Origin of the sequence: Mycobacterium kubicae, from assembly GCF_015689175.1 — a bacterium.
GTDB classification, from domain to species: Bacteria; Actinomycetota; Actinomycetes; order Mycobacteriales; family Mycobacteriaceae; genus Mycobacterium; species Mycobacterium kubicae.
In genome coordinates this window covers 2,102,422-2,125,795 of record NZ_CP065047.1, presented here as the reverse complement: position 1 = coordinate 2,125,795, position 23,374 = coordinate 2,102,422, and the positions used below count along the sequence as shown (strand labels likewise).

The window sequence follows — 23,374 nt, the reverse complement described above, 5'->3', positions numbered from 1 at the left end:
ACAGGTTTCATCGGGCCGTTAGCCGCCGACACTCGACGGATGTGCCGGGATCGCACCGGCGGTGCGCTTAGCCTAACCAGGTCTTCCATCCGACCTGAGGAGTACGCACGTGGGCGAGCTGGACCGGCGGCGCTTCCTGGTCGCGGTGGCGGCAACCGTCGCTGTCGCGGGCATCTCCTGGTCCGGCGGCGCGCCCGAACAGGCAGTAGCGAGAGCCGATGTTTCCGGAGCTGCGCCGAAGCCCGCGACCCCACCGCTGCCGCCGTTGTTGCCGCCGCCGCACCCGGGATCGCGGGTGCCGTTGCCTGGTGGCGGGGTGCTCAAGAAGCTTCCCGGACAAGGTGATCTGCTGGCATGGACGGTCGACGACGGCGCCAACACCGAGGTGGTGCGGGCCTATACAGAGTTTGCCAAGGACACCGGTGTGCGGCTGACCTACTTCGTCACCGGGTCCTACCACTCCTGGACCGACAATGCGGCCCTGCTCAGACCGCTGGTGGACTCGGGCCAGATTCAGCTGGCCAACCACACCTGGTCCCACCCGGACTTGACGGCCCTGCCGGCCAAGCAGGTCGCCGACGAACTGCGCAGTACCGATGTCTTCCTGCGCAATACCTATGGCGTCGACGCCGCTCCGTACTTCCGGCCGCCGTTCGGCCACCACAATGCCCTGGTCGACACAGTGGCCGCCGATCTCGGGTACCAGGTACCCACGCTGTGGTCCGGCGACCTGAGGGACTCCGCACTGCTGACCGATCAGCAGGTTTTCCTGACGGCCTACCAGTCCTTCACCGCGCAGAACATCGTGATCGGCCACCTCAATCACCCGACGATCACCCATGTCTACGGGCAGCTGGTCGACATGATCCGGGCGCGCAGCCTACGCACCGTGACACTCAATGACGTGTTCGTGCGACCGCCGATTGCGCGCCGGACGCCTGGCTTGGCCGGCTGAGCGGTATCAGCCGAGCTGAGCACCAATCTCGTTGGCGGCGTTGATCAGTGCGCTCACCATTACGGGGTGGTTTGCTTCGTCGATCCGGTGGCACGGGGCCGCGGCGTTCAGGGCCAGCCGTAGGCCCGGCGCCCGGGTGGGTATCGACACCGCAACAGAGGCGACTCCTTCTTCGCTCTCTTCCCGATTGACGGCGAACCCACGCTCGCGGATGCGGGCCAGCTCGGATTCCAGTTCGGCGCGGTCGCCGATCGAATGCTGGGTGATCCGCGTCAGGTCGTTGCCCGGAAGCGCTTGACGCAATTCAGATTCGGTAAGCTGCGCCAGCAAGACCTTGCCCGTCGAAGTGCAATGGGCAGGCATGGTGCGTCCCAATCGGGAGGCCACTCGCACCGCGGCGGGACCTTCCACCGCAGCGATGAACCGGACGTTGGCGCCGTCGAGCATCCCGATGTGAATCGTTTCGCGTAGCCGCTCACTCAACTCGCGCATGACGGGCGCGGCCGTGCGGGCGACGTCGATGCGACCGAAAACGGCGAACGCGACGCTGGTGAGCGCCGGACCGGGCAGGTACGCCTTGGACACCGGATCCTGCCGGACGAAACCTCGATAACTCAACATCGCCAGCAATCGGTGCGCCGTCGACGACGCCACCCCCAGATACCGGGTCGCCTCGCTCAAGCGGATCTCCGGCCGCTCCCCCAGTAACAGCAGCAGCTTCAACGCGTTGTCGACCGACTCGATCGGGTACTGCGGGACCGGCGGATCGATCGCCGGTTGCTCTTTCCGCATGACAGTGACGGTACCGATGCGGCACCTCGGGCAGCTACAGATCGGGCCCGAACAACTCCGGTATCGGCAGCTCCGGCGCCTACAACGCCAGCGACAACCAGTCAGCCTTCTTCAACTAAGCTGCGACGCAATCTTTTTGGCCCAACGATAATCGGCTTTGCCGGACGGGGAACGCTGCACCTTGTCGCAGAAGATAATGTCTTTGGGCAGTTTGTAGCGCGCGATATGCCGGGCGGCCTCGGTCAGGATGCTCGCGGCGTCGGCGTTTTGACCGGCGGCCATCTGCACAACCGCAACGACTTCGCTTCCCCACCGGGCGCTCGGCCGACCGGTGACCACCACGTCATAGACGGCCGGGTGTTCGGCAATGGCGGCCTCGACCTCTTCGGCGAAGATCTTCTCACCACCGGAGTTGATGGTCACCGAATCGCGGCCCAGCAACTCGATCTGACCGTCGGCATGCCAGCGCGCCCGATCGCCGGGGACCGAATGCCGGATTCCCTCGATGACGGGGAACGTCCGAGCGGTCTTGTCGGGGTCGCCGAGATAGCCAAGCGGAATGAAGCCCTGTTGAGCCAGCCACCCGATCTCGTCGTCGCCCGGTGAGAGGATCCGCGTCATGTCCTCGCTGACCACCACCGCACCCGGATTCGGCAGGAATCTGCCCGACGCGGCCTGCAGGCGAGACGAGACCTGACCCATCTGAGCGCCGGACTCCGAGGATCCGCCGGTGTCCAAAATCGTTATGTGGGGCAGCAATTCGACGAACCGTTGTTTGACCGGCGCGCTGAGTGCCGCCCCACCGGTGACCACCGCCACCAGAGCGGACAGGTCGTAGCTAGCGGCCGCCAGTTCCTCGACCAACGGCCTGCCGAAGGCGTCACCGATGAACGACAACGACATCACGCGTTCCCTGCTGGCCAGTGCCAAGGTCTCGGCCGGGTCGAAGTGGGTGGTCGTTGCCGCCATGACGAACGGGCGTCCGCTGCACATCGTCAGGAACGCCGCCCACTGCGCCGCGCCGTGCATCAGCGGGGCCGCGGTCAGCGAACCCGGTCCGCCCGGGCGCGAGCGTTCGACGATGTCGTCGAGAGTGGTCACCATGTCGTCGGCGCCGAAGCTCCGGCCGCCCATGGTGTTCATGTAGATGTCGTGCTGGCGCCACAGCACGCCCTTGGGCATGCCGGTGGTGCCGCCGGTGTAGAGCATGTAGAGGTCATCGGGGGACACGGCGAGGTCGAGGGGTTCCTCGGAAGCGGCCGCCAACACCTCCTCGTAACGCACCGCCGTAGGTAGCGGCTCGTTGCCGGATCCGTCGTCGACATGGATCAGGCGAGGCTGCCGGCCGTACTTGTGCAGCGCTTCGGCCAGTGTGGGCGCGAACCGCGCGTGGTACATGACCGCGTCCGCACCGGCGTTGTCCAATAGGTACACCAGTTCATCGGCGACGTAGCGATAGTTGATGTTGAACGGGGCGACCCGGGCTTGGTAGGACCCGATCATCGCCTCGAGGAACTCGTTGCAGTTGGCCATGTACAACCCGAGATGGCTTTGGCCGGACTCGTAGGGCGCCAAGTGCGCGCGTTCCCGGCGCGCACCCAGCCCCCAGTCGTGCAGTACCCGCGCGAATCGACGAGCCCGCTGGTCGGTCTGGGCGAAGGTCAACCGCCGGTCCCCGAACACGATGCAGTCGCGATCCGGGTTCGCCGCCGCGACCGCGGTGAACACTTGGGCAAGGTTGAATTCCACTGCGTCTCCCGAAGATCTCCGCTGACCCGGTAACGCCACGACACTATCGGCACCAACGCAAGCCAATGATGCGCGCATCGGCCGTTCGTCAGGCATCCTTTACGCATGGACGTCGAGGCCCTACTGCAGACGATCCCTCCTCTCGCGGTGTACCTGCTGGTTGGCGGTGTGGTCGGTGTCGAAAGTCTCGGCATCCCGCTGCCGGGTGAGATTGTGCTGGTGAGTGCCGCGCTGATGTCCTCGCATCACGATCTCGCCGTGAACCCCATCGGTGTCGGGCTGGCCGCGGTGATCGGCGCCGTGGTCGGCGACTCGATCGGCTATTCGGTGGGCCGCCGCTTCGGCATGCCGCTGTTCGACCGGCTGGGCCGGCGATTCCCCAAACACTTCGGCCCGGGTCACGTATTGCTGGCCGAGCGAACCTTCGAACGCTGGGGCGTGCGGGCGGTGTTCTTCGGCCGCTTCATCGCGCTGCTGCGCATCTTCGCCGGCCCGCTGGCCGGCGCGTTGAAGATGCCCTATCCGCGGTTCCTGGTCGCCAACATCTCCGGAGGCATCTGCTGGGCCGGTGGCACGACCGCGGCGGTCTACTTCGCCGGTATCGCCGCCGAACGCTGGCTGCAGCGGTTCTCCTGGATCGCGCTGGTCATTGCCATCCTCTGCGGTGTCACCGCCGCGCTGCTGCTGCGGGAGAGGACGTCGCGCGCGATTGCCGAGCTAGAGGCCGAGCACTATCGCAACGCCGGCAGCACCGGGCCAGATCAACCGGCCACCTCGTCGGCTTCCTGACGAGCTAGATTCTCGGGTCGGTGCTGCTCGATCAGGGCGCGCGCCATCGACTGAGCCCGCATCGCCGCATTCGCGTCACCCACGGCCGCCAGGATGATGGCGCCTTTCATCAGGATGTGCCACGACCACGCGAAGTCCTGGACGTCGGCCAATCCGGCCGCCAGCGCGCGCCGGCGCACGATGTCCCGGACGTTGTCGATATGAGCAATACAGGCCTGCCCGACGGGATGGTCGGCCCCCACTTCGAGCAACACGTTGATGAAGGAGCAGCCTTCGTAACCGTCGCCCTCCTGAATCCAGTCGTGCAAGACGTCGAAGATGGCCAGCAACTGTTCTTCTGGCGTCGTGCCGCGCCGCTCGGACTGCGCCTCGATCAAACCGTGGGTCCACAGCTGCTCGCGCCGCTCCAGCACCGCCAGGACCAGGTCGTTCTTTGTCGCGAAATGCCGATAGAGGGTCGCCTTGGCCACTGCGGCGCGTTCGATGACCTCGTCGGTGCCAACCGCACGAATCCCCCGTCGGCTGAACAGCTCATAGGCCGCAGTCAAAATCCGCTCGCGAGCAGGCACGAAAGGAGTTATCTCGTTAGGCGATGCCATAACGAGGATCACCATACCCTTAGCCCGCCTATATAGACAGACCGCCCTGTCTTGTTATAGAACTGAGACTCACAGGGCGATAAGTCTGTCTGTCTTCAGCCTCGCAGGACGGGCATCCATCGCGGCGGAAATATGCGCCAGTCGATTAGGAGTGCACGATGAGCCTGGTCATTGCAGAGTCGTTTTCGACGCACCTGACCCTCAGCACACGGCTGGTCTACGAACTCGGCGACCCGCGCAGCAGACTGCGCGCCACGACCGACCGCAGCGGCGAAGCGGTAGTGATCCACGCCGGCGGGGAGATCGACGCGTGCAACGAGCAGACCTGGCGTCATCTGGTGAGCGAAGCGGCCGCCGGCGTTACCCTGCCCGGCGTTTTGGTGGTCGACGTCCGCGATGTGGAATTCATGGGTTGCTGTGCTTTCGCCGTACTGGCCGAAGAAGCGCAGCGGTGCCGTCGCCGCGGGGTGGAGATGCGCTTGGTCAGCGCCACCCCGGTCGTCGCCCGGATCGTCGCAGCCTGCGGATTGAGCGACACCCTGCCGATTCACCGCACGGTGGACGACGCTCTTGCCACACCGACGGCCAGTTGGTGACGCTATGCGTTGCCGCCGCGGTGACCGCCGACCATGACTAAGTCGCGTTCCGCATTCGGCGGCGGTCCGACGCTCAGCACCGACTGCACCGCGGCCCGTAGGTAGCCACGCACCACGGGCATGCTGTAGCGCTTGCCGCGCAGGGCGATCCATTTCGGCAGATCGATGATGCACGCCGCAATCAGGTTGACCGCATCGTCGTCGCAACGACCCCACAACCGCTGCGCCAACTGCGTGAGGACATGAGCGAGTTCGCATTGCAGGGCAGCCAACTGGTCGGCCACCTCAGGCGGCATCGGCTGGGTGGTTACCTCATCCCGGCGCACCGTCATGAGCAACGCCGCGGACCCCGGATACATCTCGGGGTAGATCAGCGACGTCTCCGCTGCGGCGTGCACCGCCTCGAGCGGGTCCGCGGCGGACCGTTCGCGGGCCTCGTCGACCGCGCTGGTCAACAGGGTCAGAAAGCGGCGCTCGGCTCGAATCCAGGTGCGTCCCAGCAGGCCCCCGCGTGATTCGAATGTCCGGTAGATGGCGCCGTTGGACACACCAGTGGCCCTGGTGAGCGCCCGGATCGTCAGCGCCTCCGCGCCGTCCTGGGAAACCAATTGTTCGACAGAGTCGAAGACGTGGTCGGGGTCGTGCACCCGAGGACTTGACACAGCTTGACTACTCCCTCAACTGAACGTGCAATGCGCGCCGCGCATACGCAACCGGAGATGCCCGACATCGTCACGGTTTTCGTCCCAGTCATCTTCCCGAATGAATCTGGTCTCGACAGCAAAATGGTGAAGTTCGCCCACACCCGTCATGTCCGGTGAGATCTCGCTGACAGTACGTTGCCAACATGGTTTGCCGGACAGACCCAGGGGTAGCTTGCGCGTATGAGTCCGGGGTCCTTCGACAGCGACCTGCCCACCATTGGCGTCGAGGAGGAGTTCCTTCTCGTCGACCCTGGCACCGGTGAACCGGCCCCCCGCAACCAGGCAGTGGCCGAGGAGGCCGCGCGCCGAGGCGCCGAATTGCAGGTGGAGTTGAGCAGTTGCCAGGTGGAGACCAATTCCGGCGTGGTGGAAACGGCGTCGCAGCTGCGAGACGAGCTCGCCAGATTGCGCCGCGCCGCTGCACAGGCCGCCGAAGCCGCCGGGGTGCAACTGCTGGCGCTGGGGCTCCCACCGGTGACGCCGCACCAGTTCCCGGTGACCGATACCGAGCGCTATCGGCGCATCGGTGAGCAGTACGGCATGGTTGCTCATGAGCAAGGCATCTGTGGTTCCCACGTACACGTGCAGGTCCCCGATCAAGCGGCGGCGATTCACGTCAGCAACTGGCTGCGACCGTGGCTGCCGGCTTTGCTTGCGCTGTCGGCCAATTCGGCGCTGTACCGCAATACCGACTCCGGTTACGCCAGCTGGCGCAGCGTGTTATGGCGTCGGTGGCCGGTTGCCGGCGCGCCGCCGTACTTCACCTCGCCTGAAGAATTCGACCGCACGGTTCAGATGCTGGTGGACACCGGCGTGATTCTCGATCGAGGCATGGTCTATTGGGATGTGCGACCATCGGCGAATTTCCCGACCGTGGAGGTCCGGGTGGCCGACGTGCCCGCGACGATCGCCGAATCGGTGCTGCTGGCCACCCTGATTCGCGCGGCGGTGATGACGGCGCTCGACGAGCGTCACCGCGACGGCCCCGGATCGTCGGCGTTGCGGCTTGCGCCTGCAGCGCTGCGGGCAGCCTATTGGAAAGCCGCGCATGACGGGTTGTCCGGGTACGCCCTTGATCTGGTGGAAGGTCGCGGTGCCGTACCCGCCCGCGAACAACTGCACATGCTGGTGCGCCGCACTCGCCCGGCGTTGGAGGCGCTCGGTGAATTCGACCGTGTCGTTGCCGAACTCGATCGGCTCACCGTCGAGGGCAACGGCGCCATGCGTTCGCGGCGGGTCTGGCACCAGCGCGGCGAAATGATGGATGTCATCGCCGAGGCGGCAGCGGCCACGCTGAGCTGAATCAGTGCCGCAGGGTTTCTCGCTAGATGGTCATCAAGCGATACAGCCCTATGGCGCCGACCACGACGATGTTGGCGCGCAGCGCATTCGGGGAAAGCCGACGCCCATAGCGGGCTCCCAGCAGTCCCCCGACCCAGGAGCCGACGGCGATGACGCCTGCGACGGGCCAACTGATTCGATCGAACGCGACCAACGTATAACTCACTGCGGCAACGACGTTCACCACCAACGCCAGCAGGTTCTTCGCCGCATTCATGCGCTGCACCGACTCCGGCAGCAAGGCACCCATCACGCCGATCAACAAAATCCCTTGGGCGGCAGTGAAATAACCGCCGTAGACGCCCACGGCGAACGTGCCGAAAACCAGCGCAGCCATCCGTCCCGCGGTGATGTGGTCGACCGAGCGCCCGGCCTCTTCGGCTTGCCGCCGCGCCCATGCCTGGATCCACGGCCCAGTAACCACAAGAATCAGTGCGAGCACCAGCAGGGCGGGCACCACCTCGGCGAAAACCTTCTCGGGCAGGTGCAGCAGCAAAAACGCACCGACGACCGCTCCGGCCAGCGACGCCGGGATCTGCCACCGCAACCGGTGCCACTGGCCGCCCAATTCGGCGCGGTAGCCCCAGGTGGCCGATACGCCACCGGCCACCAGACCAACGGCGTTGGACATGGTCGAAGTGACAGGCGGATAGCCCAGGGCCACCAACGTCGGGAAGGTGATCAACGTGCCGGAACCGACGAGGGCGTTGATGACGCCGGCGCCGAACCCGGCCAGGCCGATCAAGGCCAAGTGGGAAAGCGACACGACGCGAACGTAACCTCACCGCACCCCCGCCTGCCAACTTCGTGATAATTCACACTTAACACTGGTCGAAAACACGTCGTGGACTTACGTTTCCAGCCAGTGTTGAGTAGACGCTGCACGGTCTTTCCGCCTGATCGATGGAGGTCGCCATGCACAGCACACTGGCCGGGCTGGGGATGACGATTCCGGTCCTGGCCGCCCCGATGGCCGGCGGTCCGACCACCGCCAAGCTGGTCGTGGCGGCCGCTCAGGCGGGCAGTCTCGGTTTCGTCGCCGCCGGCTACAAGCCACCAGACGTCCTCGCCGAGCAAATCGCCGAAGTGCGCTCCGCAGGTGTGCAATTCGGCGTCAATGTGTTCGCTCCGACCCCAGTCCCCGTGGACGCGGACGCCTATGCGCAATACCGCCGCACCATCGCGCCCGAGGCCGAGCGCTACCAGGTTGATCTGGAGCGCGTGCCGATCACCGAGGACAACGACTACTGGCAGGAAAAAGTCGACCTGCTGCTCGCCAACCCGGTACCGGTGGTCAGCTTCACGTTCGGGGTGCCCGAGGCATCGGTGATCGCGGCATTGCAGAAAGCCGGCAGCGTCGTCGCGCAGACCGTCACGTCGGCGCCGGAAGCCCAGCTGGCTACCGAGCGCGAGGTCGACCTGCTGCTGGTGCAAGCCTCCGCCGCCGGCGGTCATTCGGGGACGTTGACTCCCGAGCGGCTACCGGCCGAGGTGCCGCTGCCCCAACTGCTGAAGGAGGTGGCTACCGTGACCTCCTTGCCGCTGATCGCTGCCGGCGGACTGGGTACCGCCGACGACGTCGCCGCGGCGCTGGGCGCGGGTGCGGTCGCCACCGCCGTCGGCACCGCACTGTTGTGCAGCCAGGAAAGCGGAATATCGGCGCCCTACCGCAAGGCACTCGCCGAGGCCGCAGGCCGAACGACCGTGGTGACCCGGGCATTCACCGGCCGCCCCGCGCGGGGACTGACCAATGTATTCACCGATCGCTACACGGCCGTGGCGCCGCCCGGCTATCCCGCCTTGCATCACCTGACCAGCCCGATCCGCAAGGCGGCCGCCGCGGCCGGCGACCCGGAGCGGATCAATCTGTGGGCGGGCACCGGCTATCGGCACACCCGATCCGAACCGGCGGGCCGCATCCTGGCCGGCCTGGCGGCGAAGGCCTGAGTCATGGGCGTTTCCGTGGACGCGACGCGACGCGACTGTGCAATCAGCGTGCTGGGCGGTCCGACGACGGTGGTGGACATCGCGGGCCGCCGGATCGTGATGGATCCCACCTTCGACCCGCCGGGTGAACACGGCTATCTGACCAAACTCGCCGGCCCGGCGGTCGACGCGGATGCGCTGGGATCGGTGGACGCGGTACTGGTCAGCCACGACCAGCACCCCGACAACTTCGACGACGCGGGTCGACGGTTGGCCCTGGGCGCGCCGCTGGTCCTCACCCACCCCGGCGCCGCCGGCCGGCTGGGACCACCTGCGCACGGGTTGGCCGCCTGGGAATCGTACGAATTCGTCGGCGGGGCCGGTCCGCTTGTGGTGCAGGCGATCCCGGCCGTTCATGGGCCGGCCGACGGGCAGCGCGACGCGGGCGGTTTCGTCAACTGTGAAGTGACGGGGTTCGTGTTGTCCGGGCCCGGCCTGCCCACCGTGTACCTCAGTGGCGACAACGCCTCTATCACCGTGGTGCATGACGTTGCCGCTCGAGTCGGCCCCGTTGATGTCGCGGTGATCTTTGCCGGCGCCGCGCGAGTGCCGAGCAAGGAGCGGGGCCGCCCGCTCACCATGACCGGGGCACGCGCGGCCGCGGCTGCCGAGTTGCTGGGCGCCACGACGGTGATCCCGGCCCACGTCGACGGGTGGGCGCACTTCAGCGAGGGCGTCGACGACTTCGTCACCGCATTCGACCAGGCCGGCTTCGGCGGCGTCGTTCGGGTTGCCGACAACGGCAAGTGGATCGACCTAGCCGTCTAGAGCCTGAGTCGATCCACTCGGCCGCTGTGGTGTTATCCGCTGCCCGGATAGACGCCCGGCAGCCCCGGCAAATTCTGCAGTGACGGCATCGGGCCGCCCTGTTGGAACAATGCGGTGGCGGCGTCTTGCCCGTTGGTAGCGGCCACCAGGTCGCGCACCTGGACGTAGAGGTTGGTGGTGGCCTCGGTGGCGAGCTTGGCTGCCAGGTCGTACATGTTCATGTTGGTGCCGGGCACCGGCTGGCCGCCACGCGGTGTGTTGGGGCCGTCCTTGTTCAGCACCGAGTGGCACTCCTGGAATCCCGGCGGCGGGCCGCCCGCGGGGCAACCTGCGAGCGGGAACTGCTGGGAGAAGTTGATGCTGTAGTACCCGGTGTGCAGATCAGCGGGGAAGTCGGCCGGGTTGCAGGTCGGGAAGATCTGCGGCGCAAGGCGATCCAGCTGACCGATGGCGATGTTGTCCTCGACCCAGTTGGAGTGAGAGTAGAAGTCCTGCTGGGTATGTGCGAGGGCGCCGAATGCCGCACGGGCGGCCGGACCGTTGACCTCCGCGCCGTTGTTCAGCACCGAGCCGCTCAACACGACCGGGGAGAAGGTGTCCCATGCTTGCTGAGCGCGCGCGCACAGATCGACCGGATTGGCCGAGTTGTCGAGGTGACGGAATTCGTCGGTTGCGAAAGCGTCGCTGCCGACGGCTCCGGCGCCAGGTGGCGGGCCCAGCAGGATCTGGTTGACGGCCTGCGGGCTGACCTGGTCTGCCGGAAGCGCGTTACGGGTGATCGTTTCGTGGTTCTTGATGTAGAACGCATGTGCTTTCGGCGCGAACGTGCCGAAGGACGCGGCAACGGCGATGGTTGCCAGGATCGCGACGAGAGCGCCCAGTGGATGTCGGCGGGCAAGTGTCATTGAAACCCTCCCTGCTCGTGGAACGCGGCGTGCACCGCTTTGCTAGACGTTTCCTTATCCACGTCCCGAAAGCAACAGATTGGTCTCGGAATCGGATTTGCTAGAGCGCTGGGCGGGTGGGGATTGGTGGCGTGGTGTGAGTCAGATGTGTGTTGCCAGTGTGGAGGCGCGGCTCTATTGGACCCCTGCCGAATTGCGGTTAGCCAGGCGGCGGTTTTCGACGCTACGCAAAGGGCAGCGTGGTGGTGGCGACCGTCTGTGAGCCGTCGTCGAGCAAGGCGCGCAACCGGTCTTGCAGCGTCGCGGTGTTCTCCGCAACCGGTTTGTCGCAGAAGCGGCAGTGCGCGGTGAATCGCGGCTGCTCGCTTTCCTGCGGCCAGAAGCGGCGCGGACCCACCTGGGCGCCAGGGTCGAACTGCACGGCCTGATGAGCGACCTCTCTGAGAATCCTGCCCACGGGGTGGGCCTGCGGACACTCGAGTTTCAGCGTGCCGATTCCTTCGTTGTAGCTCATCGCTAATGGCCCTTCGTGTAATCCGACAGCAGCGGTCAGAGCCGAAGGTATGCCATTGATCCTTCGGCCGCTGCTTGGCAGGTTAGGCGCAGCCCAAGCAGGGGAACCCGCAGTGCATGAGTAAAAACGGACAGGTCGTGACTCGGGCGCCGAACGCCGCCACCAACGGGTCGGGCCCATACCTTGCCGCCGCACCGGTCCTGCTTTACGACGGTGTCTGCGGCTTCTGCAACCGCGGAGTGCAGACCATTCTGCGGTTCGACCGCAAGGGCACGCTGCGCTTTGCGGCGCTGGAAAGCGACTTCGCGCGAGCGGTCATCGAACGCCATCCCGATCTCGAAGACGTCGACTCCGTGGTGTTCGTCGACAAACCCGGCGAGCGGGCAGAGCGGGTGGCCATCCGAAGCGACGCCGTGTTCCGGGTGATCGACTACTTGGGCGGGCCCTGGCAGCTGCTCCACGTCGCCCGGGTCATCCCGTCACCGCTGCTCGACTGGCTCTACGACCGGGTCGCCGATAACCGGTACCGGATCTTCGGCAAGTACGACGCGTGTCCGCTCCCGGCGCCCGAGGTGCGGGCGCGCTTCCTGGACAGCTGAGCCGGCGCGGTCGGCCGCCTAGAGTCCGCGCTGAGCCAACCACCGGTGGATGTGGTCGGCGCCTATCGCCCATGGCGGTTCCAACATCATCTCGTGTCCGATATCTGCGATGACGGTTGCGTGGGTTCCATAGGCGGCAGCGGTCGCCACTATGTCGGATTCGGGATAGAGCGCGTCGTGGGCTCCCCCGAGCACAAGCATGGGCGTGCTGATGCGCGATGTCTTGACCAGGCCGTGTGCCACCATGTCGAACAGGAGCGCGCGCGTGCTCTCCGGTTGCAGCCGTGCGGTGATCGCACCGACCAGATCCGCCGATGTCTGTGGGCCGAAGAACAATTCACGGGCGCCCGCCACCGAACCGCTGAGGTGCTCGGGCCGGCCGGTGATGCCGAACTTCACCGAGCACCACGGGTGTTGTCGCAGCGAACGCAGCAAAGTACGTAGGTGTCCGCGCGGGGGCGCGGAGGCCAGGAGCACGCCGGCCGGGGCGCTGTGGCTTTCCAGATACTTCTGCACAATGAAGCCACCCATGGAATGGCCTACCAGAATCGGTTCTCTGGCAAGGGAGTTGGCGATCTGCGCGACGTCGGCGACGAAGTCTGCGATGGAACGCAGACGCAGCGGGCCGTCACGCTGGCTCGAGCCGTGACCGCGAAGGCTGGGGGCCACCACGTGAAAGCCTCGTGTTGCGAAGAAGTCGACGAAGTGTGCGTTCCAGCACCAGGCGCCGTGGAAGGCGCCGTGCACGAGAAGCAAGGGGTGTGGGTGCTCACTGCTGAGCTGGCCCCTTTCGATCACTTCGAGCCTGGGAACGTGTCGCTTCACAGTCCGTGCTCAATTCTGATGAATTGTGCTGCCCGCTCGCCGATTACCACACACGGGGCCATGGTGTTGCCGCTGGTGATCCGCGGCATTATCGAAGCGTCAGCGATACGGACATTCTCGATGCCATAAAGCTTGAGCCGCCCATCGACCACCGACATGGCGTCTCGGCCCATCTTCGCCGTCCCCGACTCATGCCAATATGTGTTGACACCGTTGCGCAGGTAGACCTCCGGCGCGTCGTGGGACAGATTGCCGGGCATCACCTCACGCGCAGCGCAGATTGATGCTCGACCCACCGCCCAGGACCTTGCCCATCGACAGGGGAATTCGGCGCCCATACAGGTTAGGGTCAGGCTCGGCGACAAAGGCCCAGTCGCGTTCCCCGCCCAGGTTGGCCGGCCACTGCGCCGCGTCGGTGACGCTGGGCACGCGGTCGGTGCCACCAGCCTCCAGGAGCAACACGTCGACGTCGGCATTTTCCGCAAGCCGGCGAGCGACCACCGAACCCGATGAGCCTGCGCCGCAGACGATGACGTCATAACGTGACTTCAACACACCATCCACCGCTATCCCCCTGTTGCCTAGTCCGCCAGCACGAAATCCGCCGCACGCTCGCCGATGAGGATCGACGGGGCGTTGGTGTTGCCGGAGGTGACGGCGGGCATGATCGACGCGTCGGCCACGCGCAGGCCCTCGACGCCGTGGACCCGCAGCCGTGCATCCACCACCGACGCCGCGTCGGCACCCATCTTGCAGGTGCCTGCCTGGTGGTGGTATGTCATCACGGTTCGGCGAACATAGTCGCGCAGGGCGGGCAGAGAAGCCGTCTCCGGGCCCGGATAGGTTTCCCGAAATGTCCAGTCGCGCAAGGATTTGGTGGCCGCTACTTCACGGCACAGCCGCACCGCGTCGACCAACGCGGTGAGGTCCTCCTCGCAGGTGAACGTCGCAGGATCGATCAGCAGCGGGTCGTCGGGATCAGTGCCCGTCAACCGGATGCTGCCGCGACTGTTCGGTCTGACCATGCCGGCCAGCAGCGAGATCCCATTGTCCGGTCCGGCCATCCATGGCTCGCTGTACAGCGGAAAGGAGAAGGCCAGTGGTTGAATGTCCGGCCCCGGCGCGTCGGGACGACTGCGGGTCCACAAGTGGGTCTGGGCCAACGGCAGCCCGGGTGTCGGGGGGCCGATGGGACGGTCGGTCGTCAGAATGACCGGGGCAAGGAGGTGATCGTGCAGATTGCGCCCGACTCCTGGCAGGTCGACGACGACATCGATACCCACCGCAGCCAGGTGGTCGGCGTCGCCGATCCCGGAAAGCATGAGCAGCCGGGGCGATTCGATGGCACCGGCTGAGACGATCACCTCCTGCCCGGCAGTGGCGGTTTCCACCCGGTTCCCTCGAACCCACTCCACCCCAACACATCGCGTGCCGTTCATCAGCAGCCGGCGGGCTCGGGCGCCGGTCAGCACGGTGAGAGTGGGGCTGGACTCGATAGGCCGCAGATACGCCGCAGCGGTGTTGTGCCGTCGACGATCCTTGATGGTGAACGCCATCGAGGAGACGCCGTCGAGCAGCCCGCTGTTGTAATCCGCGTTGAGCCGTAGACCGAGATCGACGAACCCGCCTTTTACCGCGGCGTGCACCGGATCGGGCGTGTAGCGGCTCAGGATGCGCAGCGGGCCGCCGACGCCGTGCAGGGCGCACGCGCCGCCGTCGTAGTCCTCCATGCGGCGAAATACCGGCAACACGTCCGCCCAGGCCCAGCCCGGGTTGCCCAAACAAGCCCACCGGTCATAGTCCGAGCGGGCACCGCGGACGTAGATCATCGCGTTGAGCGAGCTGGATCCGCCCAGCACCTTCCCGCGGGGCCACGGCAGCCGTCGGTTGGCGGCCTGCGGCTGCGGGACGGTCAGATAGTTCCAATCGTGCGGGGTTGACCATAATTCGAACATGCGCGCCGGGTCCGCGATGGCCGGATCACTATCCGCCCCACCGGCTTCCAGAAGCAGGACGCTGCACCCTGCATCAACGAGCCGACGGGTGACGGCCGCACCGGCTGAGCCTGCGCCCACCACGATCACGTCTGGGTTCGGGCGCGGTGGGGTCATTCGGGTCGTCACCTCTCAGTCGGCCGGCCGGGTCACCTCCCATGTTGGGTCGCTGAGGCATTCATGTTTGCGATCATCTGAATGCGGCTTTGCCGCCCCGCGCACGGGCGCCGGAAAGTGTCCCCGGGCGCGGTATGCCGTCGGGGCAACGCCATAGGCGGCCTTGAAGATACGAGAGAAGTGCGCGGCGTTGACCAGACCCCAGTTGGCGGCCACCGAGCTGACCGGCAGATGTCGGTAGCGGGCGTCTGCGAGGTCTCGGGCACACTGCTGGAGCCGCTTGGTGCGGATCCAGTCGGTCACCGTTTCACCTCTTTCCTCGAACAACTTCTGCAGGTACCGGATCGACATCCGGTTGGCCGCGGCAATATCCGACACTTTCATGCGCGGATTCCCAAGGTTGCGTTCGATATAGGCGCGCACCCGAGCGAGTTGCGCCCGCCGAGCGGCATCCGGATGAGCAGCGTCGGGCGGAAAATGGTCGACGAACAGCGCGCCAACCAAGTCGACGATGGCTTCGGCCAGTTGGGCATTGTCCGAGTGGTCGCCGCGCAGTATGCGACGCCCGACCTGCAACAGAAACGGTGACACCGATGCCCCTAAACCGTACCGGCCGTTGACACCTCGGGCGGTCAGGTAACCCAGCCGCCCAGAGGGCAGGCCCAGCAGCTGTTTTGGAAACATCACTACCAGCAATCGATACGCTTCGGCGAAACGCAGTTCGTACGGCCGGGAGGTGTCGTAGATGGCCAAGTCACCGGTCCCCAGTTCGGACTTGCGATCGTCTTGGTGCACTGTCGATCGGCCGGCGACCTGGATGCCGACCTTGAGGTAGTCCGGGTTGTTGCGGCGAATCAGCCGGTCGGTCCGCCGAACCACCACACCGTTCGACCCGACGTTGACCTCCGAGAGTTGCACCGCTCCCAGGCTGGCTGAGCGCAGCGACCCGCGGAATGTAGAGCGGTCATCGACCGACATGGCCAGCGGCACGAATGTGTCCGACACCGCGCAGCTGAAGGCATCGAAATGTTCGTCAGCGCCGTCGCTCACCATGGTTTCCACGAATCAGCGACGATGCGCCGGCATGTTCGGTTCACCGACGAGCCTCAGACGCTGCCGATCGCGAGCCAACTGCAGGCTCCCCATGCCCTATTGACCACTGCGGCAGGAGAACTGGCTGAGCACCGCCGCATGGGACATACGTTCGCGCCCAGTCAAATGTCGTTCGCGGGGATGCAAGATCATGGGCCGCCGTACGGGATGCCGGTCATCGCGGCTCACGAACTGGCTTACCGCTGCGGTAAGGCGGTGTTAGCGGACCCGGGATGTTTGCGACTTAATGGCGTCGAACCGGGGCTTGACTTGTGGTCCCGGCTGGGATCGAACCAGCGACCTTCCGCGTGTGAAGCGGACGCTCTTCCACTGAGCCACGGGACCGGCGCCGAGAGGCGAACGACGTCGAAGACTAGCACGGCCGGCCTGTGCGCCGGAGCGCGCCACTTGATCCCAGGATGCCGCTCGTCAGCATGGACACGCAAACCACCAAGAGATTTGTGTGCGCCCGCTGACGTGGACTATCGTCGTGCTTCGCACCGGACGATGATCTCGCCCGAGGCGCGCGGATGTAGCGCAGTTGGTAGCGCATCACCTTGCCAAGGTGAGGGTCGCGGGTTCGAATCCCGTCATCCGCTCGAAGGTGCAAGTGGCATCAATCCCCAGCGGTGGAGTGGCCGAGTGGTGAGGCAACGGCCTGCAAAGCCGTGCACACGGGTTCGATTCCCGTCTCCACCTCCAATTTTGTTCCCCAGCGCGATTAGCTCAGCGGGAGAGCGCTTCCCTGACACGGAAGAGGTCACTGGTTCAATCCCAGTATCGCGCACCATGTCTGACCTGGACGAATGGTCATCAGGAACCGGTCTAGCACGTCGCACCGCACGGGTATCGACGTGAGTTGGACGCGGTACCAAGGCAGGGCGCTGGCAGACCCGAGGCTGCACGGCGATGCGTTGCACGTTCAGCTGGAAGACCACGTTCGCGTACATAATCCGCAGTTGACCGACGTTCGGCTGGAGCGCGCCTGCGCGACCGACGAATACGACACCACGCTGCGCCCGCCCAGACGGTGGTACGTCGTCACGTACGTCGCCGAGGGCGTCTGAGTTTGCTGCAGCCGGTTGGGCCCACAAGTCTCGCGGCACACCTCCGTTCTTGGGATCGGTAGCAAACTGCCCCTTGTCTACTGCCCGCAAATGACGCCAACAATGGCGCAATACGGGAAGGAGCAAACACATGAAGCGAATCGTCGCCGCTGCATTGTTTTCGGGCGCCCTGGGTTTGGCCAACGTCGCGGCAGGTGCGGGCACTGCACAGGCCGACCCCGGCACCGGGATCTGCAACCAACTCGCGATGTGTAGCTACGTCTGGTGCCCCGGTAGCCCCTTGCCGATGCCCGACGTGGTGTGGGACATGAACGTGTGCCACCACTACTACGGCGGCAGCCCGGGTCACCCGGGTACCGAGGGCGGCATTCCGGTCGGCGCGCACATCATGGAAGGTGACCCGTCACCGGCCAACACCTGCATGGGAGCACCGATCTGCCTGCCTGGCCTGTGACGATCTGACCGGCGATCCGCCTTCTCTCGAGCGGACGCGATTCAATCACCGATAACATCCGTGTGGCGTCTGGTGTCCGCTTGGGGGAAGGAAGCATTCATTGCTGGCTTACCTACTGCTGGTAGTGGCCGCGCTGATTGGGGTCGTCGTCGTCGCCGGGTTCATCGTCTTGATGATTCGGTTGACCTCACCGAAGCCCGACTCGAATTCCTATGTGCCGCATGGCTGGCAAACTGCACCGACGAGCGCGCCGGGCTGGTATCCGGACGCCCACGATCCGGCTGTGCTGCGGTATTTCGACGGCCAGACGTGGACGGCGGCTACTCGCCGGCGCGGTTGACCGACCTAGGACTGCGCCGCGTAGAACGATTCGATGACCTCGACCAATTCGTTCGGCGCCTCCCAGTTCAGCAGGTGTCCCGCTTCGGGAATCGAGACGAGTCGGGCGCCAGGGATGCCCTCGGCCAGCCGGCGCGAATGGTGCGGCGGCGTCGTGCGGTCCGCGGCTCCAACCATCACCACGGTCGGCACCGCGATCTCGCCCAGCCTCGGATAGCGGTCCTCGCGGGAGAACGCGCGCACGATCGGCAGCAGCGGCCCATGCTGGTCGAGATGCTGCTTGAAGAACTGCTCGAACACCGACACCATCGCCGGGGAGGGCCGCTTCCCGCACTGTGCGGCCAGGAAGAGCACGGCGATGGTCTTGAAACGGATGAGCTGTTGCAGAATCCCGAACTGCAGCAGCGGGATCTGTAGCCGGTTCTGCGGCGCGTTCTCCAGGATGCGGCCCGCCCAGGTCGCAAACAGGACCAGGCCGCGCAGGCGCTCGGCGAGGTTAGGGTCATCGAGCACCGCGCGAATGGAGATGAACCCGCCCATCGAATGCCCGACGAGGACCCCGTCGCGCACCTCGAAGTGCCGCAGGACCGCGGCGAGGTCGGCCGCCATGGGCTGCGAGCCGATACCGTCGGAGCCCAGCGTGGACCGTCCGTGGCCGCGCTGGTCAAAGGCGATGACGCGATAACCCCGCGACAGCAATTCCTCCCAGACGATGTTCCACTCGACGACCGACGCGGTGTAACCGTGCACCAAGACGACCGGCGGTCCTTGGCCGGCGGTCAGCGCCCACAGCACCGTCCCGTCTGGCCGGGTGATGCGGACCTCCTCGCCCTCGGGTTCGACCCGAAGCCGTTCGGGCGGAAAGGGATCGGGGTTGCGTTCGATCTGCGCGACCAGCGCTCGCGCACCGCCCCAACCCAGAAGACCGGTCAATACCGCACCCATGGCCACGGCCCTCATCGCGCACCTCCATGTGCCGACGCAACACTGTGGGCGTCAGGTTACCGATGCCGACGTACACGGGAAGTCCGCCCGGCTAGGAACCGCCCGAAATGGCCTTCGGACAGTAGGCATTGGCCGCGATCGCGGTGAACTTGGCGGCGACTTCTTGGTCGACCGCCGGATTCTGGGATTGGACGGTATTGACGACTTCCATTCCCTTCTTGCCTTGGTCGACCAGCGTGCATACGTACTTGCCGGCACTGACGGCGCGGCTGGGGTCCTGAAATTTGATGCCGGCCGCGCGCAGCGAAGCGAGGAAGAGGTCGTCGGTGCTGTCGGCCTGGGCGGGTCCGGCGAGTGCGATCAACCCGATCGCGGCAGCTAGCGGGGGCAGAAGCCTCATGGGCCCAAATCGTCGCACTGCACCGAACACTTCGCATCTCGAGACGACGAACGTCAACTCCGGGTTGACACCATCGGTCGTCAACCTACCGTTGACGCCATGGTTGACCCCACGAAAATCGCCCATCCCGTCCGGCTCGACGAACTGATCAACGCCATCAAGCACGTGCACACCGATGCGCTGGATCAACTCGCCGACGCGGTGTTGGCGGCTGAGAGTCTGGGCGAGGTCGCCGATCACTTGATCGGCCACTTCGTCGATCAGGCTCGCCGGTCCGGGGCGTCGTGGACCGAGATCGGCAAGGCGATGGGCGTCACCAAGCAAGCCGCGCAAAAGCGATTCGTCCCACGAGCCGAGGCCACCACGCTAGACCCGAATCAAGGCTTTGGGCGGTTCACTCCCCGGGCCCGCAACGCGGTGGTCGCTGCCCAAAATGTTGCGCACGACGCCGGCAATGACGAAATCACTCAGGACCACCTGCTGCTGGGTGTGCTCAGTGATCCCGCCGCCCTGGCCACCGTGCTGCTGCATGCCCAGCAGATCGACACCGAGGCGCTCAAAGCGGCCGTCACCCTGCCCCCGGCCGCGGCCCAGACTCCCGCCCTCATCCCGTTCAGCGGCCCGGCTCGCAAAGTGCTGGAGCTGACCTTCCGAGAAGCACTTCGGCTGGGGCACAACTACATCGGCACCGAGCACCTACTGCTGGCGCTGCTGGAACTCGAGGACGGCGCCGGCCCGCTGCACCGATCCGGCGTCCACAAGGAACGCGTCGAGACCGACCTCGTCGCCGCGCTGGAATCGCTGACCGGCGAGGCGGGCAGTCCGGACGCTGGCGCTACCTGAGAGCGCCAACCCCTCCCCTTCCCGCGAGGGCGTGTGCAATCATGCGAGGGTCCCGGAAAAGGGAGCCGAGGAGGCAACAGGTGCACCGCTGGCTAATCGTCTTGTCCACGTTGTTGGTCGCCGCTGCCGGCGTTTCGGCGGCCGACGTTGCCATCCCGCGCGCCTGGGCCGGCGACGCACCCATCGGCCACATCGGAGACACCCTGCGGGTGGACACCGGCACCTACGTCGCGGACGTGACGGTCAGCAGCGTCGCGCCATGCGACCCGCCACCGGGATTCGGCTACACGCGCAGCGGAGTGCCGGTCAAAAGCTTGCCGGGTAGTTCGGTCAATCGCGCCGACGTGACGGTGCGCTCGGTGCGCGTCCCCAACTCCTTCATCATGGCGACCCACTTCGCCTTCAACGGCGTGACACCGTTCGCTGACGCATACAAGCCACGCGCCTCGGATGCCCCCGACGCGCTGGACAACGTCTTGGTCAACGCGCCACAAGGTGCCATCGTGCGTGGCGGTGTGTATTGGGACGCCTACCGCGACCCGGTTTCCGTCGTTGTGTTGCTGGATAAGAACACCGGTGAGCACCTCGCGCAGTGGAATCTGTGACCTGTACGTAGACCGTGCGACGGCCGACGCCGTCGAGGAACTGGCGACGGTTGCCGCACAGTGCTTTCCGCTAGCCTGTCCCCCGTCGGCGACACCGGAGAACATCTCCGCTTTCGTCGCGGCCAACCTGTCGGCGGCCCGCTTCGCGGAATATCTTTGCGACCCGCAACGGGCAGTTCTCACCGCACACCACGACGGCCGGATCGTCGGTTATGTCATGTTGATTCGCGGCGTCTCCGATGACCCCGACATTCAGCGCGCCGTTCAATTGCGCCCCACGGCCGAATTGTCGAAGATCTACGTGCTCAGCGACTTTCACGGCACCGGAGCAGCATCCGCCTTGATGGGCGCCGCGCTGAGCGCCGTCACCGACTGGGAGGTCCGGTCCGTGTGGCTGGGTGTCAATCAGGAAAACTTTCGGGCACAACGCTTTTACGCCAAGAGCGGCTTTGCGATCACTGGTACCAGAACGTTTCAGCTGGGCGCCGGGCTGGAGAACGACTACGTCATGGTGCGGCGGGTCCGGTCGGATCAACCGCAGTCAGCGCCAACAACCGAGAAGTGGCCCGCAGATACTTCTTTCGGTACCCCCCGGCCAGCATCTCCTCACTGAAGATCGTGTCAAGCGTCGCCCCGGATGCCACCACCGGAATGCCGGCGTCATAGAGGCGGTCGGTGAGCGCCACCAACCGCAGCGCCACATTCTGGTCGTCGATTCTGTGCACACCGGTGATGAACACCGCGGTGACGCCCTCGATCAACGTCAGATACCGCGACGGGTGCATCGTGGCCAGATGGGCGCACAGCGCGTCGAAGTCGTCCAGGGTGGCGCCGGGCACGGTCGCGGCGCGCCCGGTGACCTCCTCGTCGGCCAGCGGCGTGGGGGCCGGCGGTAACCCGCGATGCCGGTAGTCCGGCCCTTCGATGCGTACGGTGGTGAAAATGCTTGCCAGCGTGTTGATCTCACGCAGAAAGTCCTGAGCGGCGAAGCGGCCCTCCCCGAGTTGCTCGGGCAGCGTGTTCGACGTCGCGGCCACCGACACTCCGCGTTCCACCAGCGACGAAAGCAGCCGCGAGATGAGCGTGGTGTTGCCGGGATCGTCCAACTCGAACTCGTCGATGCACACCGCGGTGTAATTCGCCAGCAGCTCAATGCATTCGGCGAATCCGAACACCCCGGCGAGCTGCGTCAGCTCGCCGAAGGCCGCGAACGCCTTGGGATGTTCTGGCGCGTCGGGCCCCTCGCCGGGCAATTGGTAGTAGGACGACGCCAACAGATGGGTCTTGCCCACCCCGAATCCACCGTCCAGATAGAGCCCGACGCCGGGCAGCGTCGCTCGTTTGCCGAAGAGCCGCTTGCGACCGGCCCGACGTTCGACGGCCTGCCGGCAGAAGTCTTGACAGGCGACGACGGCGGCGGCCTGGGTGGGCTCGGCCGGATCGGGACGATACGTGTCGAAACTGACCGCGGCGAAGGTGGGCGGTGGACGCAGCTGCGAAATCAGCCGCTCCGGCGACACCGTCGGACGCCGATCCACCAGGTGGGCCACCTCGGCGGAACCCGTCGCAGAGGTGGACCCAGGCATGCTCGCACTGTAGCGACGTGCTGCAATCGAACTCATGCCCGATTCGGCGGCCGGCGGTCTCTCCCTGACCCTGCTCGGATCGGGCCGCGAAGTCGGCGACGGCGAACTCGCCCGGCTCTACGACTATCCGGCGCGCCACGACGGCACCTGGGTGCGAGCCAACTTCATCGCCAGCCTGGACGGCGGGGCCACCGTCGATGGCACCAGCGGCGCGATGGGTGACGCGGCTGATCGGCTGATCTTCAATACGCTGCGCGGCTTGGCTGACGTCATCGTGGTCGGCGCGGGAACGGTACGCACCGAGGGCTACTCCGGCGCGCACCTGGGCGTCGTCGAGCGCCAGCAACGGCAGGCGCGCCAGCAGCCAGAGGTGCCGCCGCTGGCGATCGTCACCAAGACGGGTCTGCTGGACCGGGACCTGCCGGTGTTCACCCGTACCGAAGTGCCGCCGTTGGTCCTCACCTGCACCGCGGCCCTCGCCGAGACCCGCCGCCGACTGGGCGGATCCGCCGAGGCGATCGACTGCTCCGGTGACGATCCGGGACGGGTCGACGAGCGCCTCGTCCTGTCCACTCTCGAGAGGCGCGGGCTGCGGCGAGTGCTGACCGAGGGCGGGCCCATGTTGCTGGGCGCGCTCGTCGACCGCGACCTGCTGGACGAGCTGTGCCTGACCGTCGCGCCCTGCCTGGTCGGCGGACGCTCGCGCCGCATCGTGACCGGCTCCGGACAACTGATGACGCGCATGCGCTGCGCGCACGTCCTGACCAACGACGCGGGCTACCTCTACACCCGCTACGTCAAGGCGTAGTC

The 23,374-nt window shown here is 66.0% G+C and carries 27 protein-coding genes, 4 tRNA genes and 2 pseudogenes; 17 read left to right on the top strand and 16 right to left on the bottom strand.

All coding sequences use genetic code 11. The features are described from left to right. Positions 1 to 118: 118 nt before the first annotated feature. Positions 119 to 955 carry a polysaccharide deacetylase family protein gene (locus tag I2456_RS10205; protein WP_068032318.1) on the top strand — a complete coding sequence of 279 codons (837 nt, stop codon included), beginning with the start codon at positions 119 to 121 and terminating at the stop codon, positions 953 to 955. Positions 956 to 961: 6 nt separating this feature from the next. Here the strand turns inward: I2456_RS10205 and I2456_RS10200 are convergent, their stop codons facing one another. Together I2456_RS10200 and I2456_RS10195 are read right to left on the bottom strand one after the other, a co-directional pair. Next, positions 962 to 1,747 (bottom strand): IclR family transcriptional regulator, encoded by a 786-nt coding sequence (locus I2456_RS10200; protein ID WP_085073185.1) that lies wholly within the window; start codon positions 1,745 to 1,747, stop codon positions 962 to 964. A gap of 111 nt (positions 1,748 to 1,858) precedes the next feature. Then, positions 1,859 to 3,496, bottom strand: a complete 1,638-nt coding sequence (locus I2456_RS10195; protein ID WP_085073186.1) for an acyl-CoA synthetase — start codon at positions 3,494 to 3,496, stop codon at positions 1,859 to 1,861. 105 nt (positions 3,497 to 3,601) lie between these two features. Between I2456_RS10195 and I2456_RS10190 the strand changes: the two genes are divergently transcribed. After that, positions 3,602 to 4,285: a DedA family protein gene (locus I2456_RS10190; RefSeq protein WP_068031401.1), complete on the top strand. Its 684-nt coding sequence runs from the start codon at positions 3,602 to 3,604 to the stop codon at positions 4,283 to 4,285. On the opposite strand, the gene I2456_RS10185 is transcribed toward I2456_RS10190, so the two are convergent. Continuing rightward, complete coding sequence (locus I2456_RS10185; RefSeq protein WP_085073233.1) at positions 4,258 to 4,884, bottom strand: TetR/AcrR family transcriptional regulator; 627 nt, start codon at positions 4,882 to 4,884, stop codon at positions 4,258 to 4,260. The two genes, I2456_RS10190 and I2456_RS10185, sit on opposite strands and share 28 nt — an antisense overlap. 158 nt (positions 4,885 to 5,042) lie before the next feature. On the opposite strand from I2456_RS10185, the gene I2456_RS10180 reads away from it, so the two are divergent. Continuing rightward, complete coding sequence (locus tag I2456_RS10180; protein WP_068031395.1) at positions 5,043 to 5,480, top strand: anti-sigma factor antagonist; 438 nt, start codon at positions 5,043 to 5,045, stop codon at positions 5,478 to 5,480. A gap of 2 nt (positions 5,481 to 5,482) precedes the next feature. Here the strand turns inward: I2456_RS10180 and I2456_RS10175 are convergent, their stop codons facing one another. Beyond that, a complete protein-coding gene (locus I2456_RS10175; RefSeq protein ID WP_085073187.1) occupies positions 5,483 to 6,142 on the bottom strand; it encodes a TetR/AcrR family transcriptional regulator in 660 nt (219 codons plus the stop codon). A gap of 222 nt (positions 6,143 to 6,364) precedes the next feature. Here I2456_RS10175 and I2456_RS10170 point away from each other — a divergent pair, with 222 nt between their 5' ends. Continuing rightward, positions 6,365 to 7,486: a carboxylate-amine ligase gene (locus tag I2456_RS10170; protein ID WP_085073188.1), complete on the top strand. Its 1,122-nt coding sequence runs from the start codon at positions 6,365 to 6,367 to the stop codon at positions 7,484 to 7,486. A gap of 22 nt (positions 7,487 to 7,508) precedes the next feature. On the opposite strand, the gene I2456_RS10165 is transcribed toward I2456_RS10170, so the two are convergent. Next, a complete protein-coding gene (locus tag I2456_RS10165; RefSeq protein ID WP_276052748.1) occupies positions 7,509 to 8,276 on the bottom strand; it encodes a sulfite exporter TauE/SafE family protein in 768 nt (255 codons plus the stop codon). Positions 8,277 to 8,440: 164 nt separating this feature from the next. Between I2456_RS10165 and I2456_RS10160 the strand changes: the two genes are divergently transcribed. Both I2456_RS10160 and I2456_RS10155 read left to right on the top strand, forming a co-directional pair. Next, positions 8,441 to 9,472: a nitronate monooxygenase gene (locus I2456_RS10160; RefSeq protein WP_085073234.1), complete on the top strand. Its 1,032-nt coding sequence runs from the start codon at positions 8,441 to 8,443 to the stop codon at positions 9,470 to 9,472. 15 nt (positions 9,473 to 9,487) lie between these two features. After that, on the top strand, positions 9,488 to 10,279 hold the full coding sequence (locus I2456_RS10155) for an MBL fold metallo-hydrolase (protein ID WP_085073235.1): 792 nt from the start codon (positions 9,488 to 9,490) through the stop codon (positions 10,277 to 10,279). Positions 10,280 to 10,311: 32 nt separating this feature from the next. On the opposite strand, the gene I2456_RS10150 is transcribed toward I2456_RS10155, so the two are convergent. Both I2456_RS10150 and I2456_RS10145 read right to left on the bottom strand, forming a co-directional pair. After that, positions 10,312 to 11,184 (bottom strand): hypothetical protein, encoded by an 873-nt coding sequence (locus I2456_RS10150; RefSeq protein WP_068160807.1) that lies wholly within the window; start codon positions 11,182 to 11,184, stop codon positions 10,312 to 10,314. Positions 11,185 to 11,407: 223 nt separating this feature from the next. Continuing rightward, positions 11,408 to 11,698, bottom strand: a complete 291-nt coding sequence (locus tag I2456_RS10145) for a hypothetical protein (RefSeq protein WP_085073190.1) — start codon at positions 11,696 to 11,698, stop codon at positions 11,408 to 11,410. 137 nt (positions 11,699 to 11,835) lie between these two features. On the opposite strand from I2456_RS10145, the gene I2456_RS10140 reads away from it, so the two are divergent. Continuing rightward, positions 11,836 to 12,297, top strand: coding sequence for a thiol-disulfide oxidoreductase DCC family protein (locus I2456_RS10140; RefSeq protein WP_241007911.1), 462 nt, complete (start codon positions 11,836 to 11,838; stop codon positions 12,295 to 12,297). A gap of 18 nt (positions 12,298 to 12,315) precedes the next feature. On the opposite strand, the gene I2456_RS10135 is transcribed toward I2456_RS10140, so the two are convergent. The 6 genes and pseudogenes from I2456_RS10135 to I2456_RS10115 form a co-directional block, all read right to left on the bottom strand. Then, positions 12,316 to 13,122, bottom strand: coding sequence for an alpha/beta hydrolase (locus tag I2456_RS10135; protein WP_085073191.1), 807 nt, complete (start codon positions 13,120 to 13,122; stop codon positions 12,316 to 12,318). Continuing rightward, positions 13,119 to 13,391: pseudogene (locus tag I2456_RS28420) on the bottom strand (GMC oxidoreductase); the annotation flags it as partial. The gene I2456_RS10135 and the pseudogene I2456_RS28420, both read right to left, overlap by 4 nt. Next, the gene (locus I2456_RS28415; RefSeq protein ID WP_338106141.1) at positions 13,387 to 13,677 is read right to left on the bottom strand and encodes a hypothetical protein; all 291 of its coding nucleotides are present in this window, start codon (positions 13,675 to 13,677) and stop codon (positions 13,387 to 13,389) included. The pseudogene I2456_RS28420 and the gene I2456_RS28415, both read right to left, overlap by 5 nt. Positions 13,678 to 13,703: 26 nt before the next feature. Beyond that, entirely contained in the window at positions 13,704 to 15,233 is a 1,530-nt protein-coding gene (locus I2456_RS10125; RefSeq protein ID WP_085073193.1) for a GMC family oxidoreductase, read from the bottom strand. 15 nt (positions 15,234 to 15,248) lie between these two features. After that, positions 15,249 to 16,283 (bottom strand): AraC-like ligand-binding domain-containing protein, encoded by a 1,035-nt coding sequence (locus I2456_RS10120; protein WP_241007910.1) that lies wholly within the window; start codon positions 16,281 to 16,283, stop codon positions 15,249 to 15,251. A gap of 315 nt (positions 16,284 to 16,598) precedes the next feature. Beyond that, positions 16,599 to 16,670: transfer RNA gene (locus tag I2456_RS10115), tRNA-Val, on the bottom strand. A gap of 181 nt (positions 16,671 to 16,851) precedes the next feature. Here I2456_RS10115 and I2456_RS10110 point away from each other — a divergent pair. From I2456_RS10110 to I2456_RS10085, 6 genes are all read left to right on the top strand, one after another. Beyond that, positions 16,852 to 16,924: transfer RNA gene (locus I2456_RS10110), tRNA-Gly, on the top strand. A 29-nt stretch (positions 16,925 to 16,953) separates the two neighbouring features. Continuing rightward, positions 16,954 to 17,027 (top strand) — tRNA-Cys (locus I2456_RS10105). A 13-nt stretch (positions 17,028 to 17,040) separates the two neighbouring features. Continuing rightward, positions 17,041 to 17,115: transfer RNA gene (locus I2456_RS10100), tRNA-Val, on the top strand. A 64-nt stretch (positions 17,116 to 17,179) separates the two neighbouring features. Beyond that, entirely contained in the window at positions 17,180 to 17,392 is a 213-nt protein-coding gene (locus I2456_RS10095; protein ID WP_068160867.1) for a hypothetical protein, read from the top strand. Positions 17,393 to 17,522: 130 nt separating this feature from the next. Further along, positions 17,523 to 17,846, top strand: coding sequence for a hypothetical protein (locus tag I2456_RS10090; protein WP_068025600.1), 324 nt, complete (start codon positions 17,523 to 17,525; stop codon positions 17,844 to 17,846). Positions 17,847 to 17,946: 100 nt separating this feature from the next. Further along, complete coding sequence (locus I2456_RS10085; protein WP_241007909.1) at positions 17,947 to 18,186, top strand: DUF2510 domain-containing protein; 240 nt, start codon at positions 17,947 to 17,949, stop codon at positions 18,184 to 18,186. Positions 18,187 to 18,191: 5 nt separating this feature from the next. Here the strand turns inward: I2456_RS10085 and I2456_RS10080 are convergent, their stop codons facing one another. Together I2456_RS10080 and I2456_RS10075 are read right to left on the bottom strand one after the other, a co-directional pair. Beyond that, entirely contained in the window at positions 18,192 to 19,145 is a 954-nt protein-coding gene (locus I2456_RS10080; protein ID WP_068025598.1) for an alpha/beta fold hydrolase, read from the bottom strand. 76 nt (positions 19,146 to 19,221) lie between these two features. Beyond that, the gene (locus tag I2456_RS10075) at positions 19,222 to 19,530 is read right to left on the bottom strand and encodes a DUF732 domain-containing protein (protein ID WP_085073194.1); all 309 of its coding nucleotides are present in this window, start codon (positions 19,528 to 19,530) and stop codon (positions 19,222 to 19,224) included. Positions 19,531 to 19,629: 99 nt separating this feature from the next. Here I2456_RS10075 and I2456_RS10070 point away from each other — a divergent pair, with 99 nt between their 5' ends. From I2456_RS10070 to I2456_RS10065, 3 genes and pseudogenes are all read left to right on the top strand, one after another. Beyond that, positions 19,630 to 20,373 (top strand): Clp protease N-terminal domain-containing protein, encoded by a 744-nt coding sequence (locus I2456_RS10070; RefSeq protein WP_085073195.1) that lies wholly within the window; start codon positions 19,630 to 19,632, stop codon positions 20,371 to 20,373. An 80-nt stretch (positions 20,374 to 20,453) separates the two neighbouring features. Then, positions 20,454 to 20,978, top strand: a complete 525-nt coding sequence (locus tag I2456_RS28410; RefSeq protein WP_241007908.1) for a hypothetical protein — start codon at positions 20,454 to 20,456, stop codon at positions 20,976 to 20,978. Next, positions 20,971 to 21,501, top strand: a pseudogene (locus I2456_RS10065) (GNAT family N-acetyltransferase); the annotation flags it as partial. The gene I2456_RS28410 and the pseudogene I2456_RS10065, both read left to right, overlap by 8 nt. Here I2456_RS10065 and zapE read toward each other — a convergent pair. Next, a complete protein-coding gene (zapE, locus tag I2456_RS10060) occupies positions 21,485 to 22,600 on the bottom strand; it encodes a cell division protein ZapE (protein WP_085073197.1) in 1,116 nt (371 codons plus the stop codon). The pseudogene I2456_RS10065 and the gene zapE overlap by 17 nt on opposite strands. Between zapE and I2456_RS10055 the strand changes: the two genes are divergently transcribed. Continuing rightward, a complete protein-coding gene (locus I2456_RS10055; RefSeq protein ID WP_085073198.1) occupies positions 22,599 to 23,372 on the top strand; it encodes a pyrimidine reductase family protein in 774 nt (257 codons plus the stop codon). The two genes, zapE and I2456_RS10055, sit on opposite strands and share 2 nt — an antisense overlap. Positions 23,373 to 23,374 lie beyond the last annotated feature (2 nt).

Excerpts from the sequence above, each read along its gene's own strand:
- I2456_RS10180 (WP_068031395.1), top strand. The coding sequence starts at position 5,043 with ATGAGCCTGGTCATTGCAGAGTCGTTTTCGACGCACCTGACCCTCAGC.
- I2456_RS10070 (WP_085073195.1), top strand. The coding sequence starts at position 19,630 with ATGGTTGACCCCACGAAAATCGCCCATCCCGTCCGGCTCGACGAACTG.
- I2456_RS10190 (WP_068031401.1), top strand. The coding sequence starts at position 3,602 with ATGGACGTCGAGGCCCTACTGCAGACGATCCCTCCTCTCGCGGTGTAC.
- I2456_RS10150 (WP_068160807.1), bottom strand. The coding sequence starts at position 11,184 with ATGACACTTGCCCGCCGACATCCACTGGGCGCTCTCGTCGCGATCCTG.
- I2456_RS10125 (WP_085073193.1), bottom strand. The coding sequence starts at position 15,233 with ATGACCCCACCGCGCCCGAACCCAGACGTGATCGTGGTGGGCGCAGGC.
- I2456_RS10145 (WP_085073190.1), bottom strand. The coding sequence starts at position 11,698 with ATGAGCTACAACGAAGGAATCGGCACGCTGAAACTCGAGTGTCCGCAG.
- I2456_RS10080 (WP_068025598.1), bottom strand. The coding sequence starts at position 19,145 with ATGAGGGCCGTGGCCATGGGTGCGGTATTGACCGGTCTTCTGGGTTGG.
- I2456_RS10185 (WP_085073233.1), bottom strand. The coding sequence starts at position 4,884 with ATGGCATCGCCTAACGAGATAACTCCTTTCGTGCCTGCTCGCGAGCGG.
- I2456_RS10090 (WP_068025600.1), top strand. The coding sequence starts at position 17,523 with ATGAAGCGAATCGTCGCCGCTGCATTGTTTTCGGGCGCCCTGGGTTTG.
- I2456_RS10160 (WP_085073234.1), top strand. The coding sequence starts at position 8,441 with ATGCACAGCACACTGGCCGGGCTGGGGATGACGATTCCGGTCCTGGCC.
- zapE (WP_085073197.1), bottom strand. The coding sequence starts at position 22,600 with ATGAGTTCGATTGCAGCACGTCGCTACAGTGCGAGCATGCCTGGGTCC.
- I2456_RS10075 (WP_085073194.1), bottom strand. The coding sequence starts at position 19,530 with ATGAGGCTTCTGCCCCCGCTAGCTGCCGCGATCGGGTTGATCGCACTC.
- I2456_RS10200 (WP_085073185.1), bottom strand. The coding sequence starts at position 1,747 with ATGCGGAAAGAGCAACCGGCGATCGATCCGCCGGTCCCGCAGTACCCG.
- I2456_RS10055 (WP_085073198.1), top strand. The coding sequence starts at position 22,599 with ATGCCCGATTCGGCGGCCGGCGGTCTCTCCCTGACCCTGCTCGGATCG.
- I2456_RS10170 (WP_085073188.1), top strand. The coding sequence starts at position 6,365 with ATGAGTCCGGGGTCCTTCGACAGCGACCTGCCCACCATTGGCGTCGAG.